This is a genomic window from Streptosporangium album (assembly GCF_014203795.1).
In the GTDB taxonomy this organism is placed as follows: Bacteria; Actinomycetota; Actinomycetes; order Streptosporangiales; family Streptosporangiaceae; genus Streptosporangium; species Streptosporangium album.
On record NZ_JACHJU010000001.1, the window covers coordinates 2,503,146 to 2,517,610 of the forward strand.

Consider the following 14,465-nt stretch of genomic DNA (forward strand, 5'->3'; position numbering starts at 1 on the left):
GTCAGGGTCGGGAGGCAGTGGAGTGGTTCTCTCCGGCTCCTCCGGCCCCCCGGGTGGCTCCGGGGCCGTCCCCTCCCGCTCGGATCGCCGGTCTCGCGACTCCCGTCGCGGATCAGGCTCGTTGGGGTCCTCAGGTGTTGTCACGTCCGCTCTCCCGACGCGTAGGCATGCCGGATACCTCAGACTCCCCCGCTCCTTTGCGATAAAACAGCCCGACACGGCAAAAGCCCGACGATTGTTCGGCAACAGGGAACACAGCCCCCAGACCTGCCCCCGGGGTACGAGCAATGAAGAAGCCGACCTAGACTGAAGGATGTGCTGAAGGGCGACGGCCATCTGAGCCATGACCTTGACCCCCAAGACCAGCCCCCGAAGGACGCATGTGGCGTCTTCGGCGTCTGGGCGCCGGGGGAGGAAGTCTCCAAACTCACCTACTACGGGCTGTACGCATTACAACACCGCGGTCAGGAATCCGCGGGTATCGCGGTCAGCGAAGGCAGCCGCATCCTCGTCTACAAGGACATGGGCCTCGTCGCCCAGGTCTTCGACGAATCGGTGCTCGGCACCCTCCGCGGCCACCTGGCCATCGGTCACTGCCGCTACTCGACCACCGGATCGAGTGTCTGGGAGAACGCCCAGCCGACGCTGAGCTCGACCGAGGTCGGCGGGCTCGCGCTCGCCCACAACGGAAACCTGATCAACACTCCGGAGCTGGCCCAGCGTCTGGCCCCGGGCGCGACCAGGGCGACCACCGACACCGAGGTGCTGACGTCGCTGCTGGCCCAGGACCGCAGCCAGTCCATCGACGACGCGGCAGCGGAGCTCCTGCCACAGGTCAAGGGCGCCTACTCGCTGGTCTTCATGGACGAGAAGACGCTGTACGCGGCCCGCGACCCGCAGGGCATCCGCCCGCTGGTCCTCGGACGGCTGGAGCGCGGCTGGGCGGTCGCCTCCGAGACCGCCGCACTCGACATCGTGGGTGCCACGTTCGTCCGCGAGATCGAGCCCGGAGAGCTGATCACCATCGACGAGCGGGGCGTGCGGTCTCGCACGTTCGCGCTGGCCGAACCCAAGGGCTGCCTGTTCGAATACGTCTACCTGGCGCGCCCCGACACCACGATCGCCGGGCGCGGCGTGCAGAGCACCCGCGTCGAGGTCGGCCGCGTGCTGGCCCGCGAGCACCCGGTCGAGGCCGACCTGGTCATCCCGACGCCCGAGTCGGGCACCCCCGCCGCCGTCGGTTACGCCGAGGAGAGCGGGATCCCGTACGGCCAGGGCCTGGTCAAGAACTCCTATGTCGGCCGGACCTTCATCCAGCCGTCCCAGACGATCCGCCAGCTCGGCATCCGGCTCAAGCTCAACCCGCTGAAGGAAGTGGTCGCGGGCAAGCGCCTGGTCGTCGTGGACGACTCGATCGTGCGCGGCAACACCCAGCGGGCGATCGTCAAGATGCTGCGCGAGGCCGGCGCGCGTGAGGTCCACGTCCGGATCTCCTCTCCGCCGGTCTCCTGGCCGTGCTTCTACGGCATCGACTTCGCCACCCGCGCCGAACTGATCGCCGGTTCGCTCAGCGTGGAGGAGATCCGCGCCTCCCTGGGCGCCGACTCTCTCGGATACATCTCGCTGGAGGGCCTGACCCAGGCCACCACGATCCCGGCCGAACGGCTCTGCCGCGCCTGCTTCGACGGTGTGTATCCCATTGCCATCGACCGTGACAACGTGGGCAAATACGTCCTGGAGGGCAAGCTGTGAACCGGGACGACACGAAGGACGGCGGAGCCGCGGTCGCGCGACCGGCGAGGGGGGACGCATGACGAGCTATGCCGCCGCCGGCGTGGACATCGACGCGGGTGAGCGCGCCGTCGAGCTGATGAAGTCGAAGGTCGCGCGGTCACGGCGGCCCGAGGTGGTCGACGACGCCAGCGGATTCGCCGGTCTCTTCGACGCCTCGGCCCTGCTGGGCTACCGGCGACCGCTGCTGACCACCTCGACAGACGGGGTCGGCACCAAGGTCATGCTGGCGCAGGCGCTCGACAAGCACGACACGATCGGCATCGACCTGGTCGGCATGGTCGTGGACGACCTGGTGGTCTGCGGCGCCGAGCCGCTGTTCATGACCGACTACATCGCCTGCGGAAAGGTCGTCCCGGAGCGGATCGCCGAGATCGTGGGCGGCGTCGCCGAGGGCTGCCGTCTGGCGGGCTGCGCCCTGATCGGTGGCGAGACGGCCGAGCACCCCGGGGCCATGGGCGCCGGCGAGTACGACCTGGCGGGCGCCGCCACCGGTGTGGTGGAGGCCGAAAGAATGCTCGGCCGGGACCGGGTCCGCGAGGGCGACGTGGTGCTGGCGCTGGCCTCCTCCGGCGTGCACTCCAACGGCTACTCGCTGGTCCGGCACATCATCAAACTCGCCGGGCTCTCCCTTTCGGCCGAGTTCGCCGAGCTCGGCCGGTCACTGGGCGAGGAGCTGCTGGAGCCGACCAGGATCTACTCCCTGGACTGCCTGGAGCTGGCCCGTTCGGTCGACGTCCACGCGTACGCGCACATCACCGGCGGTGGCCTTGCGGGCAACCTGTCCCGCTCGCTGCCGTCGACGCTGGACGCGCTGCTGGACCGTTCGTCATGGACTCCGCCCGCCGTCTTCGAGCTGCTCGCGGGCCACGGCAAGGTGGCGCAGGCCGACATGGACCGCACCTTCAACCTGGGTGTGGGCATGGCGGCGATCGTCGGTGCGGACGCCGCCGACGCGGCCCTGGCCCTGCTCAAGGAGCGCGGCCTTCCGGCCTGGGTGCTCGGCGAGGTCGTCTCCGGCACCGGCCAGGCGCGTTACCGCTGAGATGTGAGGGCGCCGGTCACCGCCGGCGCCCGGCCGTACATCCGGAGATCGAGGATCCGGTGCGGAGCACGACGAAAGCGCTCCGGACCACCGGAGCGCGGGTATGAAGCGGTGCACGCGGAGAAAACACCCGGCGGCTGTCAACCACCGGGTGTTCCGCTCACACTCGATCCGAAGCTCGCCTAGCGGCGGCCGGACGTTCCTTCGTCCGGTTTGTCACCAGAACCAAAGTCATCGGCGTAATCGGCATACCGATCCGCCAGCTCATCGTAGGCGTCGTTGGCGTCGTCATCGTGGTTGGAGTCATCTCTGACTCCGAGCTCGTCGCGAAGACGCTCAAGATCAGTGCCACCGCTGTTGTACTTCAGCTGGCGAGCAACCTTGACCTGCTTGGCCTTTGCTCGGCCGCGCCCCATTGGCTCGACCCCCTCGTGTGGGGTCGTGCCCGACCCCTCGTCGCTAACGCACCACCCACTGACGCCACCTGACTTAGGCGTCAGCTCTCGTTCGACTACAACCGTACCTGTTTTACGCCCGGCTCGGTACGCCGTATGGGCGTGAGGGGCTAGCGGCCTAGCCAAATGCCCCTAATTCGCCCGACTTCCGACATTCTGCGCTCCGCTAGCCTATCGGCTGCGACGGCCGGGGGAACGCCATCCTCCGCCGCCGTGGCAAAAATCTTGAGAGTCGTGTCGTAGATCTGGGTTGCCTTTGCCTTGGCCCGCTCCATGTTGAACCCCTCGATCTCGTCCGCGACCTGGATGACGCCGCCGGAGTTGACCACGTAGTCAGGCGCGTAGAGGATGCCGCGGTCGGCGAGCTCCTTCTCCACCCCCGGGTGGGCCAGCTGGTTGTTCGCCCCGCCGCAGACGATCGTGGCGCGCAGCCGGGCGACCGTGTCGTCGTCCAGCGCCCCGCCGAGCGCACACGGCGCGTAGACGTCGATGTCGGCCGCGGTCAGCTCTCCCTGGTCGGCGACGACCTCGACGCCGGGGTGGCGCCGCCGGACCCGTTCGACCGCCTCCTCGCTGACGTCGCAGATCACCACCTCGGCACCGTCCTCGACGAGGTGGTCGACCAGACGGTGGCCCACCTTGCCCACGCCTTCGACGCCGACCCGCCTGCCGCGCAGCGCCGGCGCGCCGTAGGCGTGCTCGGCCGCGGCCCGCATGCCCTGGAACACACCGTAGGCGGTCAGGATCGACGAGTCGCCCGCTCCGCCGTGGGCCACCGTACGGCCGGTCACGTAAGAGCTCTCGCGGGCCACGATGTCCATGTCCTCGCTGTAGGTGCCCACGTCGCACGCGGTGAAGTAGCGGCCTCCCAGGGACTGCACGAACCGGCCGTAGGCGCGCAGCAGCGCCTCGCTCTTGTCCGTCGCCGGGTCGCCGATGATGACGGCCTTGCCGCCACCGAGGTCGAGGCCGGCCAGGGCGTTCTTGTAGGCCATCGCCCGCGAGAGGTTGAGCACGTCGGCCAGCGCCGCCTGCTCGCTCCCGTAGGGGTAGAACCTGGTGCCCCCGAGGCCTGGGCCGAGGGCGGTGTTGTAGATCGCGATGATCGCGTGGAGGCCGCTGCGCTCGTCGGAGCAGAAGACGACCTGCTCGTGTTTCGTCTGGCCGCTTGCGGGGCTGATGTCCTTGTGGGACAGCCCGAAGACGTCGGTCACGGTGGTGACTCCCGGTCGTCCGGTCCGCCGCTCCATCGCGGCGGAGATCACTCTCAGCGTAACCACAACTTTGAGTGGAACGACGGAGGTTGTGGCTGGTTCTCCGCACCCGCGACGTCCCGGGACACGGTGGGCGGTACCCCGGCCGTCACGTGGTCGATACCGGACAGCGGGGGGTTCTTCATGACACGATGCGGTCGTGCTGCCCTATGCCGCGTACCTCCGCGTCTATGAACCACTGGCCGCGTTCACCCCGCCGGAACGCGTCTCGTGGGCCGCCTACGCCGAGGCGGCCGACCGCCCCCGCCGCGCGAGCGCGCTCCGCGCCGAGCACGGCGAGGCGGTCCGCCGCATCCTGGGGGTCCCCCCGGCCCCCGCACCCGCCCAGGAGAGCCCCAACGCCTATCTCAGGCGCGTGGAGGACGTCCTCTACGTCTGCCCCTGGCAGAGCAGGCTGAGATCGTGGCTGGCCTTCTCACGCTTCCGCGGGGCGACTCCGGAAAGGCTGATGGAGCGGTTCGTGCCGACCTCCGTCGCCGAGCAGACGGCCGACGACTTCGACAGGTTCAAGCGCCGCGGCGACTCGGCCTCCCTGCGCACCCACATCCGGACCTCGACATGGCACGTTCCGACCTCGTGGTTCGTCCCCTTCGACGGCAACGAGCGCTGGCTGGTCCTTGACGGGAGGGAGTCGCCCGGGGGCACGACCACCACGCGGAACCTGATCTACGTCACGTCCATGGCCCACGCTCGGCGCCGTAGCGCCCGCGCCCTGCAGATCGTCCGCAGGCACGTGGGCGCGGCCGCGGTGACCAGCGAGGTCGAGGACCTGGCTCGCTGGCTGGAGGAGTTCCATCCGCACTCGCTGGTGGAGCTCGACTACGGCGGCATCGTCCATCTCATGGACGACGAGAAGCTCCAGGACGACCAGTCGGTGGCGGAGCTCGGGGCGGCTCTGACGGGTCTGGAAACCGGCGAGGAAGAGTTGGCCTTCGCCATGTATAGGCGAGTTATCCTCCGCTGGCGATCAATACAACTTCTCGAATCAGCAAACTGAGTCGCAAATCATCCCTCTGACCTGCATAAGTAGTTCGGTCGATGACCGGCGACACGTCTACGAACTGAGTAGTTTGCCGTTTTCGCTGCGATACCACGAAACGTGTCGCTAGAATCACCGAGCGTGACAACAACAGGTACACATGAGAGATGAGCCACTCAAAGGCTCGCCAATCGCTCTACGTGGCTGTATGGTCACATCGGGTGATGCCGCATATGGCCCGAACAGCCGCACGCAAGGGGCCATAGGGGGACATCCGTGACAAGCGTCAAGTCGCAGGATCGCTGTCGCCGGTCCACATGGAGGAGAGGCCGCACAAATGTCAGCTCGTACACCCGAGGCAGAGCCGCTGCTCACCCCGGCGGAGGTCGCAACCATGTTCCGCGTCGATCCCAAGACCGTTACGCGGTGGGCGAAGGCCGGCAAGTTGACGTCCATCCGCACTCTGGGTGGGCACCGCCGCTACCGGGAGACCGAGGTTCGCGCGCTGCTGGCGGGGATTCCGCAGCAGCGCTCTGAGTAAGACGGGGATCTTCTAGGGGGAAACAGATGCGCGCTCATCACGTGAGCGCGCAGGCCATACGCGTTGTTTGTGGGGAGCGGCGTCGCCCGCCCGGCGCCGCCCCGGCATCGTCTCCGTCCGGCTTCCGCCGATTCTCCCGGCGACACGACCGTTACGGCGCGGGTTCCCCCGCCAGGTCGCCGAGGAGCTGCCCGGCCTGCGGATCGCGAGCCGCGGCCACTCTGAGCAGTGCCACCATCTGACCGACCAGCATGCCCTCAAGCTCCGCCCGTTCGATGTCCCGGTGTTCCAGCCAGTCGAGGCCGGCCGTCTCGACGGAGGCGATCCACGAACGCAGGGTGATGCGGAGCACGGGCCCCGGCTCGTGGACCCCCATCCGGCTCATGACGAGGCGGAACAGCCGGCGCCGGACGCTGTCGACGATCTCACCGATCTCGCCGCTGCGGTTGGCGGGACCACCCCTGAGCAGTGCGGCGAAGCCCGCCGCGCGCTCCTCGACGAAGTCGAAGTAACACCCCAGCCCGGTGGCGAGCCCGTCGATCGGGCGGCCGCCCTCAAGGGGCCGGAGCCGCGCCTCCAGCTGCGCCGCGGCACCCCTCAGCGCGGCGACGTAGAGCTCCTGCTTGCCGCCGAAGTAGTGGTAGACCAGGGCCCGCGACGCTCCGGCCGCCGACGCCACGTCGTCGATCGAGACATCCTCGGCATCACGCTTGCTGAACAGCTCCAGGGCCGCCGCCATGAGCTCCTCACGACGCTGGTCCACGCTGAGTCTGCGCCGCGCCGGCCGCGTGCCCTCCGTCGCGGGGACGTCCTGCTCGGCCGCTCCGGATGTCGAACCCACACTCCGCACACTATCGGAGTCGATCGTGGCGACGACGACATCAAGATCGGAGTTCCCTTAGGCGGAAGCCGTACCCCATTCGGAACTCGATCGTTTTGAGTGACAGGTGCCCATCCACCATCCCGGGGGAGAGCCATGTCAGGACCACCGGTCAACACCACCGTCATCCGAACCCGCCGGTTCGCCGAACCCGTCTCGCCGAATGACCACGGCCCACGTCCGCGGCCCACGATCCGCAACGTGGCCGAGCGAGCCGGTGTCTCCAAATCGCTGGTCTCGCTCGTTCTGCGCGGCTCGCCGCACGTGAGCGAGCATCGCCGGCAGGCCGTGCTCCAGGCGGCCAGAGAGCTCGGCTACCGGCCCAACGCGGTCGCACGCAGCCTGGTCGAAGGCCGCACACACCTGGTCGGGGCGCTCGTCGCCGACCTGCACAACCCTTTCTACGCCGAATTCCTGGACGGCCTGCAGGAGAGCCTGCACGGCGACGGCCTCCGGCTTCTCATCGGCAACAGCCAGTGGGATCCGGCCTTCGAGGTCGAGGCGGTCGAGGCGTTCCTGGAACTACGGGTGGACGGTCTCGTCCTGCTCGGCATAGCGCCCACCAGCGAGACGCTCATCGAGGCCACCGGCTACACGCCGACGGTCGTGGTGGGCGAGCGCGACATCGACCTCGGCGGCGTGGACATCGTCGCGGACGACGACCAGCTGGGCGCCCGCCTGGCCATCGACCATCTCGTCTCCCTCGGCCACCGCAGGATCGCCCACATCGAGGGCACCCGCTCCTCGTCCGGGCGGTTCCGCTGCGAGGGCTACCTGGTCGCGATGCGCAGGCACGCGCTGGCGCCGTACATCATGGTCGAGCAGGGTGACTGCACCGAGGAGGGCGGCGCGGCGGCGGCACGGAGCCTGCTCACCCGCACCCCCCGACCCAGCGCGATCTTCGCCTCCAACGACGCGGTCGCCATGGGCGTGCTCTCCGCGGCGGCCGAGCTGGGCCTGCGGGTGCCCGAGGACCTCTCCGTGATCGGATACGACAACACCCACCTCTCGGGGACCTCGGCGATCTCGCTGACAACCGTCGACCAGCCCCGCCGCGCCATGGGCCGCTCGGCCGCGGCCCTGCTCAGCGACCGGATCGGTGATCCCGGTAAGGCCTCGCGCCTGCGCCAGGTCACTCCCGAACTCGTCGCACGGCGCAGCACGGGCCCCGCCAAGGAGTGAGGGACCCGCCTGGAGCGTTACACAATGCCCAGGCGGGCTCCAAGTCCTCGCCAAAACCAGGTCAACCATCGACGTGGCTGCAGGGCCCCGGTGTTGACTCCGGTGTGACGAGGGGGTAATAATGCGCGATCCAGAACTGGTTTCATGCGCCCAGCGCGCGGCCGCCGAGCTTGAGCGGGCGTGGGCGCACTGGCGGGCCGCCCGAGGCCGGAACGGGGATGCCGGTGCCGAATCCGTGGCGAGCTACGTGGCCCATTCGATCGACCACCCATGGGGGCGTCCACGGGTGGTGCTCGGGCTGGACGCCGAGGACGCCAGAGAGCTCGCCTCCCTCCTGCAGAAGCTGGAGGCGGGGGAGCACGTCTGGTGATGACGGCCGAGTCGCGTAGGTTGGATGGTTGACGGACTCCTTCGAGGGGGATCAGCGTGACCAGCAAAGCATTCGTGGCAGCCCTTGCGTTGTGCGGCCTGAGCGCCGCGGCCTGCGGCGGCGCTGTCAACGGCGCCACGGCGAGTTCGGTGCGGAACGACGGGCCCGTCTCATCGGCCACCCCCCAGGCGACCCACGCGGCCTCGGCCGCCACGCCCGCTCCGGCGGCGGGCAAGAGCGTGCCGGCCGAACCGTTGCGCGGCAAGGTCGTGGTCGTCGACCCGGGCCACAACGGGCTCAACTACAAATACCCCTCGAAGATCAACAAGCAGGTTGACGTCCTGACCCAGCACAAGGCCTGCGACACCACCGGCACCGCCACCGACAGCGGCTACAGCGAGGCGGCCTTCACCTGGGACGTCGCCCAGCGCCTGGCCAAGATCCTCAAGGAGCGCGGGGCGACGGTGAAGCTGACCAGGACCAGCAACTCCGGCGTGGGCCCGTGCATCACCCAGCGCGCGGCGATCGGCAACAAGGCCAAGGCGGACGCGGCGATCTCGATCCACGCCGACGGCGCGCCCGCGGCCGGCCACGGCTTCCACGTGATCATGCCGAAGAAGATCGGCGGACCGGTGGACCCGGTGGTGGGGAAATCCAGGGAGCTCGGCATCGACGTCCGCAACTCCATCAAATCCGTCGCCGGCCAGCCCTACTCCACCTACATCGGCAACAAGGCCCTGGACTTCCGCGACGACCTCGGCGGACTGAACCTCTCCACGGTTCCCAAGGTCTTCGTCGAGAGCGGCAACATGCGCAACCCGGGCGACGCGGCCGAGTTCCGGTCTCCGGCGTTCCGCCAGAAGCTGGCGCTCGCCCTCGCCGACGGGATACAGGCCTACCTCAACTAGCGCGCGTTCTCGCCCTACTTGGCATGATCTGAGGCATGACTGACCTTCTGCCACACCCTGCCGTCTTTCAGCCTGCCCGTGGTTCCTTCCCGCTCTCGCCCGGCGCCTCCGTCTCCGGTCCCGCCGAACTCGTGGACGGAGTACGGCCGGCGCTGGCCGTACTCGACCTGCGGCCCGCGGAGACGGGGGCGGTCGTGGTGGAACGGGACGTGTCGCTGGGCGCGGAGGCGTACACGCTGGAGATGACGGCCGAGGGGGTGCGGATCACCGCCGGAGACCGTGCCGGGGCGTTCTACGCGGGCCAGACGCTACGGCAGCTCCTTCCCGACGGAGCGTTCCGGACGGTCGGGAAGGCCGGCTGGACCGTCCCGTGCGGCCGGGTGGAGGACGCCCCCCGGTTCTCCTGGCGCGGCGTGCACCTGGATGTGGCGCGGCACTTCATGCCCAAGCGCGAGGTGCTCCGGATGGTCGACATCATGGCCGTGCACAAGCTGAACCGGCTCCATCTGCACCTGGTGGACGACCAGGGGTGGCGGGTCGAGAGCCGGGTCGCCCCCAGGTTGCACCAGGTGGCCTCCCACCGGCCGCGCACGATCACCAGCCGCCGCAGGGAGGACCCCGTCTACGACGACGTGCCGCACGGCGGCTACTACACGCTGGACGACCTCGCCGAGATCGCCGCCTACGCCCGTGCCCGGGCGGTGACGATCGTGCCCGAGATCGACGTGCCGGGACACGCCTCGGCGATCCTCGCGGCCTACCCCTCGCTCGACGCGCGGGCCACCGGGGGCCGGGAACCCGAGCCGTTCGGCGTGCTGGACCGCTGGGGCATCTCCCCCGCGATCCTGTCCCCGCTCCCCCCGACGGTCGACTTCCTGACCGCGGTGATCGACGAGATGCTCGGTGCGCTGGGCGAGACGCCGTATGTGCACATCGGCGGGGACGAGTGCGTGCTCGACGACTGGGCCGCCGCACCGGAGATCGTCGCCTTCCAGGAGGAGCTCGGCCTTGCGAGCCTGAGCGACCTGCACGCCTGGTTCCTGCGCCGGCTGGCGGACGTGCTCGCCGAGCGGGGCAGCCGGGCGGTCGTCTGGGACGAGGCCTTCGTCAGCGGCATGCTGCGACCCGACACCATCGTGATGCCGTGGCGCGGAATGGGGGTGGCCCTGCGTGCGGCCGAGGCCGGGTACGACGTCGTGCAGACGCCGGTCTCCCCCCTCTACTTCGACTACGCCGAGGCCGCCTCCGAGGATGAGCCGCTCGCCATCGGCGAAACGACCACTGTGGCGGACGTCGCGGCCTTCGACCCGGCGCCGGAGTCCTGGACGGCCGGGCAGCGCGAGCGCGTGCTGGGGGCGCAGTTCCAGCTCTGGAGCGAGTATCTGCCGGACGGCCGGGCGGTGGACTACCGGGCCTGGCCCCGGGGCTGCGCGCTGGCCGAGGTCGCCTGGTCGGGCTCGGCCGGTCCCGGATTCGACTCCCGGCTCGAAGGACATCTGGGCCGCCTGGACGCGATGGGGGTGGAGTATCGCCCCGCTGCCGGCCCGCGCCCCTGGCAGCGTGGCGGCTCCGGTCGCCGCGCCCACCGCCCCGGGGCCGTCAGTGTGGAGGCGACCATGAAGCGCCTGGAGGAGCTGACCCACCTGGCGGACTCGACCCGGCCGAGCATGTGACTCGCCCGCCCGGTGTGGCGGCGGTGAGCCCCGGCTCCCGATGAGCGCGGGGCGACGGGCTGCGCCCCGGGCGGTGCCGCCCGGGGCGCAGCCGTACGGCGGGCACGGGCACCGGCCGGGACGCAACCCCTGGGGCAGTCAGGGCATCGGGAGGCCGTCCGTCAGACGGCCACCTCGTAGCCGGCCTCCCTGATGGCGGCACGGATGGCGGCATCGTCGGGAGAGGCGCCGGAGACGTCCACCCGGCCGCTCGCCAGATCGACGTCGACCTCCGTGACGCCGGGAACCTCGGCGACCTCTTCCTTGACCGAGCTCACGCAGTGGCCGCAGGTCATGCCGGTGACCGTGTATGTGCTCACGCTCATCGCGCGCCTCCAAAGTCGAAAACCACCCGCACAGGATAGTGCTCAGGTCGCGGTGCGGCCGATGATCTCGCGCAACTCGGTGGCGCCGTGCCGGCGGAGGCGGCGCGACAGCCCGCGATGGATGCGATGGGCCCACAGAGGACCCTCGTAAATCAACGCGCTGTAGCCCTGGACCAGGGTGGCGCCGGCGAGCAGGCGCTCCCAGACGTCGTCCACGTTCTCGACGCCACCGACGGAGATGAGCACCAGGCGGTCGCCCACCCGGGCGCGCAACCTGCGCAGCACCTGCAGAGAGCGGGCCTTCAGCGGACGTCCCGACAGTCCGCCGGTCTCGGTGCTGGAGACGCCCTCACGGCTGATCGTGGTGTTGGTCGCGATGATGCCGTCAAGCCCGAGCTCAAGGGCCAGGTCGGCGACCGCGTCCACATCGTCGTCGGCCAGGTCGGGGGCGATCTTGACCAGCAGCGGGGTGCGCCTGGGGGTGCTGTCGGCGACCTCCTTGACCGCCCTGAGCAGGGGGCGCAGGAGGTCGACCGCCTGGAGGTCGCGCAGGCCGGGAGTGTTCGGCGAGCTGACGTTGACGACCAGGTAGTCGGCCAGCGGGGCCAGCTCCCTGGCGCTGGCCACGTAGTCGTGGACGGCCTCCGCCTCGGGCACGACCTTGGTCTTGCCGATGTTGACGCCGACGACCGCCGGAACGCCGCGGGGCCTGGCCAGCACGCGGGCCGCGGCGCTCGCCCCGGCGTTGTTGAAGCCCATCCGGTTGATGATCGCCCGGTCCCTGATGAGGCGGAACAGCCGGGGTCTGGCGTTGCCGGGCTGGGCGTGCGCGGTGATCGTGCCGACCTCGACGTGGCTGAAGCCGAGTGCGGACATGGCCTCCACGCAGCGGGCGTCCTTGTCGAAGCCCGCCGCCAGCCCGAACGGGCCGGGGAAGTGCACGCCGAAGGCCTGCACGCGGAGGGCGGGGTCGCGTGGCGCGAGGCGGCGGTGGACGAGCCGCTTGACCACCGGCGTCGCCGAGAGGAGGCGGAGCGCGCCGAGCGTCAGATGGTGCGCATCCTCCGCGTCGAAGCGGCTGAGGACCTGCGTGAACACGAATCGATACATCACCGATCAGGTTAGTCCCCCGGCGGAGCGGGGTCGGCGCCGGCCGCCGGTGGCGTGAGCACGATCACAACAATTCACCGGTTCCCTCACCGAGCACCTCGGCCGCGAGGTCGGCCACCCGGCGACGGCTATCCCTGGCCTGCTTGCGCAGGCCGGTGAAGGCCTGGGCCGCGGTGAGATCGTGTTTGCCCATCAGGTAGCCGACGGCCCGCTCGATGACCACCTCAAGCTGATGGACTATGCCTGTCGAGGCAGAGGTCGTCTGGAGCCGTCTCAGGCTTGCGACCAGCACTTCCGGGTCGATATGCATCATATGTGTAGCGCATTTCAGCGTCGGCCTGGTTGCTTGACATGTTCACTACGACTGACCAGGAATGGGCGGCTTATGGGCGAGGGTCTGCAGGACCGTCACCATGAGCTCGCCGAGACGCTCTCCGGCCTGGATTTTCGCGGGCTGCCATCCGCGGCCGGCCCGGTCGTAGAAGTTCAGAACACCGATCAGCCGGTCCGCTCCTGCACCAGCTCCAACTGCCGGCCACTGTCATCGGAGCCGGCGACCGCGCGCAACCGGTCGTGGTCGTCGACCAGCATCAGTGCCGTGCGGCGACTCCAGCCAAGCGGTCTCCGGCACCGTCCGCCCACAGACCGCGCGCCGCTGGCAATTGATCGTTAAGTGTTCGGCAAGTTGGGGGCGGCAGAGTGGGGACATGAACAACTTGTCACGTTCTGCCCTCGTCCGTCGGCGCCGCACGCTGGCACATGTCGTGCTCCGCGATATGGCGGAGACCGGCAACACCACCGTACCCGCGTGGTGGGACTCCGAAATCCAGCGGGAGTTCGGTGGCCTGGGCGGATTCCTGTCCGAGTTGAGCCGCCAGTGGTGGACGGCCTATTCCGCGCACCTGGACGCGCTGATCGAACTCGGCGCGGACGACCCCGCCCAGGCGTGGACCGACGTCACCGAGCAGATGCCGCATCTGCGGGCCGCGCTCGACGCCTACACCGACGAGTCCGCCCTCGCCGAGGCCGAGCGGCGCCACTGCGACGTACTGCGCTGGACCACCCGGCGCGAGAGCCGTCACGCCGCCTGAACTCCGCTCCCGGACTATGCATATCCGCCTGTCATCGGGTAACGATGAACGATGGTCAGGCTACTCAGTCATCGAGATCGTCAGCATTCGGACCGCCGCCTGGGCGCGCGGCTCACGTTCGCGGTGGCGGCCGTGGTGGTGTTCTCGGTGCCGTTCATCCTGCTGCTGGTGTTCGTGGTGTCCTCCTTCGCGCCGCTGAACGACTTCGACGAGAGCGTGGCCCGGCAGCTCCACACCCAGGCCCTGGCCGATCCCGGATACACCCACTTCCTCAATGTGGCCACAGACGCGCTCGGGCCGACGACGTGGCGCGTGCTGGTGGTGGCGGTGGCGATCTTTCTCTGGGTGCGGGGGTCGCGGCGCGTGGCGGTCTGGGCGGTCGTCACGATCACCGTCAGCGGCCTGCTGAACCTGGCCATCAAGGACATCGTCAACCGGGCTCGGCCCGTCCTGCCCGATCCGGTGTCGTCGGCCCCGGGCGCCTCGTTCCCCTCCGGGCACGCGATGGGCGTGGCGACATGCACCTTCGTCCTCGCGCTGATCCTGCTGCCCTACCTGAAGGGCTGGACCCCCCGCATCGTCGTCTGGGCCGTCGCGGCCGCCTTCACCCTCTTCGTCGCCTACACGCGGGTCGCGCTCGGCGTCCACTGGTTCAGCGACGTGGTCGCGGGGATGACTCTGGGCGTCGCGGTGGCCGCCATCGCCCTGCTGCGGCAACGCCCCGTGGCCGGAGAGCATCCCGTGGCGCGGGAGAAGATCACGGCATAGCGGCCCGTGGCGCGGAGGAGACCTCCGGCGCGC

Annotated in this window: 16 protein-coding genes; 10 read left to right on the plus strand and 6 right to left on the minus strand. The window is 69.5% G+C overall.

The genetic code is table 11. From position 1 onward, the window contains the following. The first annotated feature begins 315 nt into the window (after positions 1–315). Complete coding sequence (purF, locus tag FHR32_RS11775; RefSeq protein ID WP_184754351.1) at positions 316–1,752, plus strand: amidophosphoribosyltransferase; 1,437 nt, start codon at positions 316–318, stop codon at positions 1,750–1,752. 58 nt (positions 1,753–1,810) lie between these two features. After that, positions 1,811–2,836, plus strand: coding sequence for a phosphoribosylformylglycinamidine cyclo-ligase (purM, locus tag FHR32_RS11780; protein WP_184754352.1), 1,026 nt, complete (start codon positions 1,811–1,813; stop codon positions 2,834–2,836). Between the two features lie 182 nt (positions 2,837–3,018). Here purM and FHR32_RS11785 read toward each other — a convergent pair whose 3' ends face one another. Both FHR32_RS11785 and FHR32_RS11790 read right to left on the minus strand, forming a co-directional pair. Next, positions 3,019–3,252, minus strand: coding sequence for a DUF3073 domain-containing protein (locus FHR32_RS11785; RefSeq protein ID WP_184754353.1), 234 nt, complete (start codon positions 3,250–3,252; stop codon positions 3,019–3,021). 149 nt (positions 3,253–3,401) lie between these two features. Next, positions 3,402–4,505: a Leu/Phe/Val dehydrogenase gene (locus FHR32_RS11790; RefSeq protein WP_184756488.1), complete on the minus strand. Its 1,104-nt coding sequence runs from the start codon at positions 4,503–4,505 to the stop codon at positions 3,402–3,404. A gap of 199 nt (positions 4,506–4,704) precedes the next feature. Between FHR32_RS11790 and FHR32_RS11795 the strand changes: the two genes are divergently transcribed. Both FHR32_RS11795 and bldC read left to right on the plus strand, forming a co-directional pair. Continuing rightward, on the plus strand, positions 4,705–5,562 hold the full coding sequence (locus tag FHR32_RS11795; protein WP_184754354.1) for a DUF8083 family protein: 858 nt from the start codon (positions 4,705–4,707) through the stop codon (positions 5,560–5,562). A 319-nt stretch (positions 5,563–5,881) separates the two neighbouring features. Further along, positions 5,882–6,085 carry a developmental transcriptional regulator BldC gene (gene bldC / locus FHR32_RS11800; RefSeq protein WP_013133571.1) on the plus strand — a complete coding sequence of 68 codons (204 nt, stop codon included), beginning with the start codon at positions 5,882–5,884 and terminating at the stop codon, positions 6,083–6,085. 151 nt (positions 6,086–6,236) lie between these two features. Here bldC and FHR32_RS11805 read toward each other — a convergent pair whose 3' ends face one another. Then, on the minus strand, positions 6,237–6,926 hold the full coding sequence (locus tag FHR32_RS11805; RefSeq protein ID WP_312882272.1) for a TetR/AcrR family transcriptional regulator: 690 nt from the start codon (positions 6,924–6,926) through the stop codon (positions 6,237–6,239). A 135-nt stretch (positions 6,927–7,061) separates the two neighbouring features. Between FHR32_RS11805 and FHR32_RS11810 the strand changes: the two genes are divergently transcribed. The 4 genes from FHR32_RS11810 to FHR32_RS11825 all read left to right on the plus strand — a co-directional run bounded on the left by FHR32_RS11810 (position 7,062) and on the right by FHR32_RS11825 (position 11,098). Continuing rightward, the gene (locus FHR32_RS11810) at positions 7,062–8,147 is read left to right on the plus strand and encodes a LacI family DNA-binding transcriptional regulator (RefSeq protein WP_221465367.1); all 1,086 of its coding nucleotides are present in this window, start codon (positions 7,062–7,064) and stop codon (positions 8,145–8,147) included. Positions 8,148–8,268: 121 nt separating this feature from the next. Continuing rightward, positions 8,269–8,517, plus strand: a complete 249-nt coding sequence (locus FHR32_RS11815) for a hypothetical protein (RefSeq protein ID WP_184754355.1) — start codon at positions 8,269–8,271, stop codon at positions 8,515–8,517. 56 nt (positions 8,518–8,573) lie between these two features. Beyond that, complete coding sequence (locus FHR32_RS11820) at positions 8,574–9,425, plus strand: N-acetylmuramoyl-L-alanine amidase (RefSeq protein WP_184754356.1); 852 nt, start codon at positions 8,574–8,576, stop codon at positions 9,423–9,425. 35 nt (positions 9,426–9,460) lie between these two features. Next, complete coding sequence (locus tag FHR32_RS11825; RefSeq protein WP_184754357.1) at positions 9,461–11,098, plus strand: beta-N-acetylhexosaminidase; 1,638 nt, start codon at positions 9,461–9,463, stop codon at positions 11,096–11,098. A gap of 161 nt (positions 11,099–11,259) precedes the next feature. On the opposite strand, the gene FHR32_RS11830 is transcribed toward FHR32_RS11825, so the two are convergent. The 3 genes from FHR32_RS11830 to FHR32_RS11840 form a co-directional block, all read right to left on the minus strand. Continuing rightward, positions 11,260–11,463, minus strand: coding sequence for a heavy-metal-associated domain-containing protein (locus FHR32_RS11830; RefSeq protein ID WP_184754358.1), 204 nt, complete (start codon positions 11,461–11,463; stop codon positions 11,260–11,262). Between the two features lie 42 nt (positions 11,464–11,505). Next, on the minus strand, positions 11,506–12,573 hold the full coding sequence (locus FHR32_RS11835; RefSeq protein ID WP_184754359.1) for a quinone-dependent dihydroorotate dehydrogenase: 1,068 nt from the start codon (positions 12,571–12,573) through the stop codon (positions 11,506–11,508). A 64-nt stretch (positions 12,574–12,637) separates the two neighbouring features. Next, positions 12,638–12,886: an ANTAR domain-containing protein gene (locus FHR32_RS11840; protein WP_184754360.1), complete on the minus strand. Its 249-nt coding sequence runs from the start codon at positions 12,884–12,886 to the stop codon at positions 12,638–12,640. 394 nt (positions 12,887–13,280) lie between these two features. Between FHR32_RS11840 and FHR32_RS11845 the strand changes: the two genes are divergently transcribed. Both FHR32_RS11845 and FHR32_RS11850 read left to right on the plus strand, forming a co-directional pair. Next, positions 13,281–13,664: a hypothetical protein gene (locus FHR32_RS11845; RefSeq protein ID WP_184754361.1), complete on the plus strand. Its 384-nt coding sequence runs from the start codon at positions 13,281–13,283 to the stop codon at positions 13,662–13,664. Positions 13,665–13,715: 51 nt separating this feature from the next. Next, complete coding sequence (locus FHR32_RS11850; protein ID WP_184754362.1) at positions 13,716–14,432, plus strand: phosphatase PAP2 family protein; 717 nt, start codon at positions 13,716–13,718, stop codon at positions 14,430–14,432. The last annotated feature ends 33 nt before the right edge of the window (positions 14,433–14,465 follow it).

Excerpts from the sequence above, each read along its gene's own strand:
- FHR32_RS11850 (WP_184754362.1), top strand. The coding sequence starts at position 13,716 with ATGGTCAGGCTACTCAGTCATCGAGATCGTCAGCATTCGGACCGCCGC.
- FHR32_RS11845 (WP_184754361.1), top strand. The coding sequence starts at position 13,281 with ATGAACAACTTGTCACGTTCTGCCCTCGTCCGTCGGCGCCGCACGCTG.
- FHR32_RS11785 (WP_184754353.1), bottom strand. The coding sequence starts at position 3,252 with ATGGGGCGCGGCCGAGCAAAGGCCAAGCAGGTCAAGGTTGCTCGCCAG.
- FHR32_RS11825 (WP_184754357.1), top strand. The coding sequence starts at position 9,461 with ATGACTGACCTTCTGCCACACCCTGCCGTCTTTCAGCCTGCCCGTGGT.
- FHR32_RS11835 (WP_184754359.1), bottom strand. The coding sequence starts at position 12,573 with ATGTATCGATTCGTGTTCACGCAGGTCCTCAGCCGCTTCGACGCGGAG.
- FHR32_RS11830 (WP_184754358.1), bottom strand. The coding sequence starts at position 11,463 with ATGAGCGTGAGCACATACACGGTCACCGGCATGACCTGCGGCCACTGC.
- purM (WP_184754352.1), top strand. The coding sequence starts at position 1,811 with ATGACGAGCTATGCCGCCGCCGGCGTGGACATCGACGCGGGTGAGCGC.
- bldC (WP_013133571.1), top strand. The coding sequence starts at position 5,882 with ATGTCAGCTCGTACACCCGAGGCAGAGCCGCTGCTCACCCCGGCGGAG.
- FHR32_RS11815 (WP_184754355.1), top strand. The coding sequence starts at position 8,269 with ATGCGCGATCCAGAACTGGTTTCATGCGCCCAGCGCGCGGCCGCCGAG.
- FHR32_RS11840 (WP_184754360.1), bottom strand. The coding sequence starts at position 12,886 with ATGATGCATATCGACCCGGAAGTGCTGGTCGCAAGCCTGAGACGGCTC.
- FHR32_RS11810 (WP_221465367.1), top strand. The coding sequence starts at position 7,062 with ATGTCAGGACCACCGGTCAACACCACCGTCATCCGAACCCGCCGGTTC.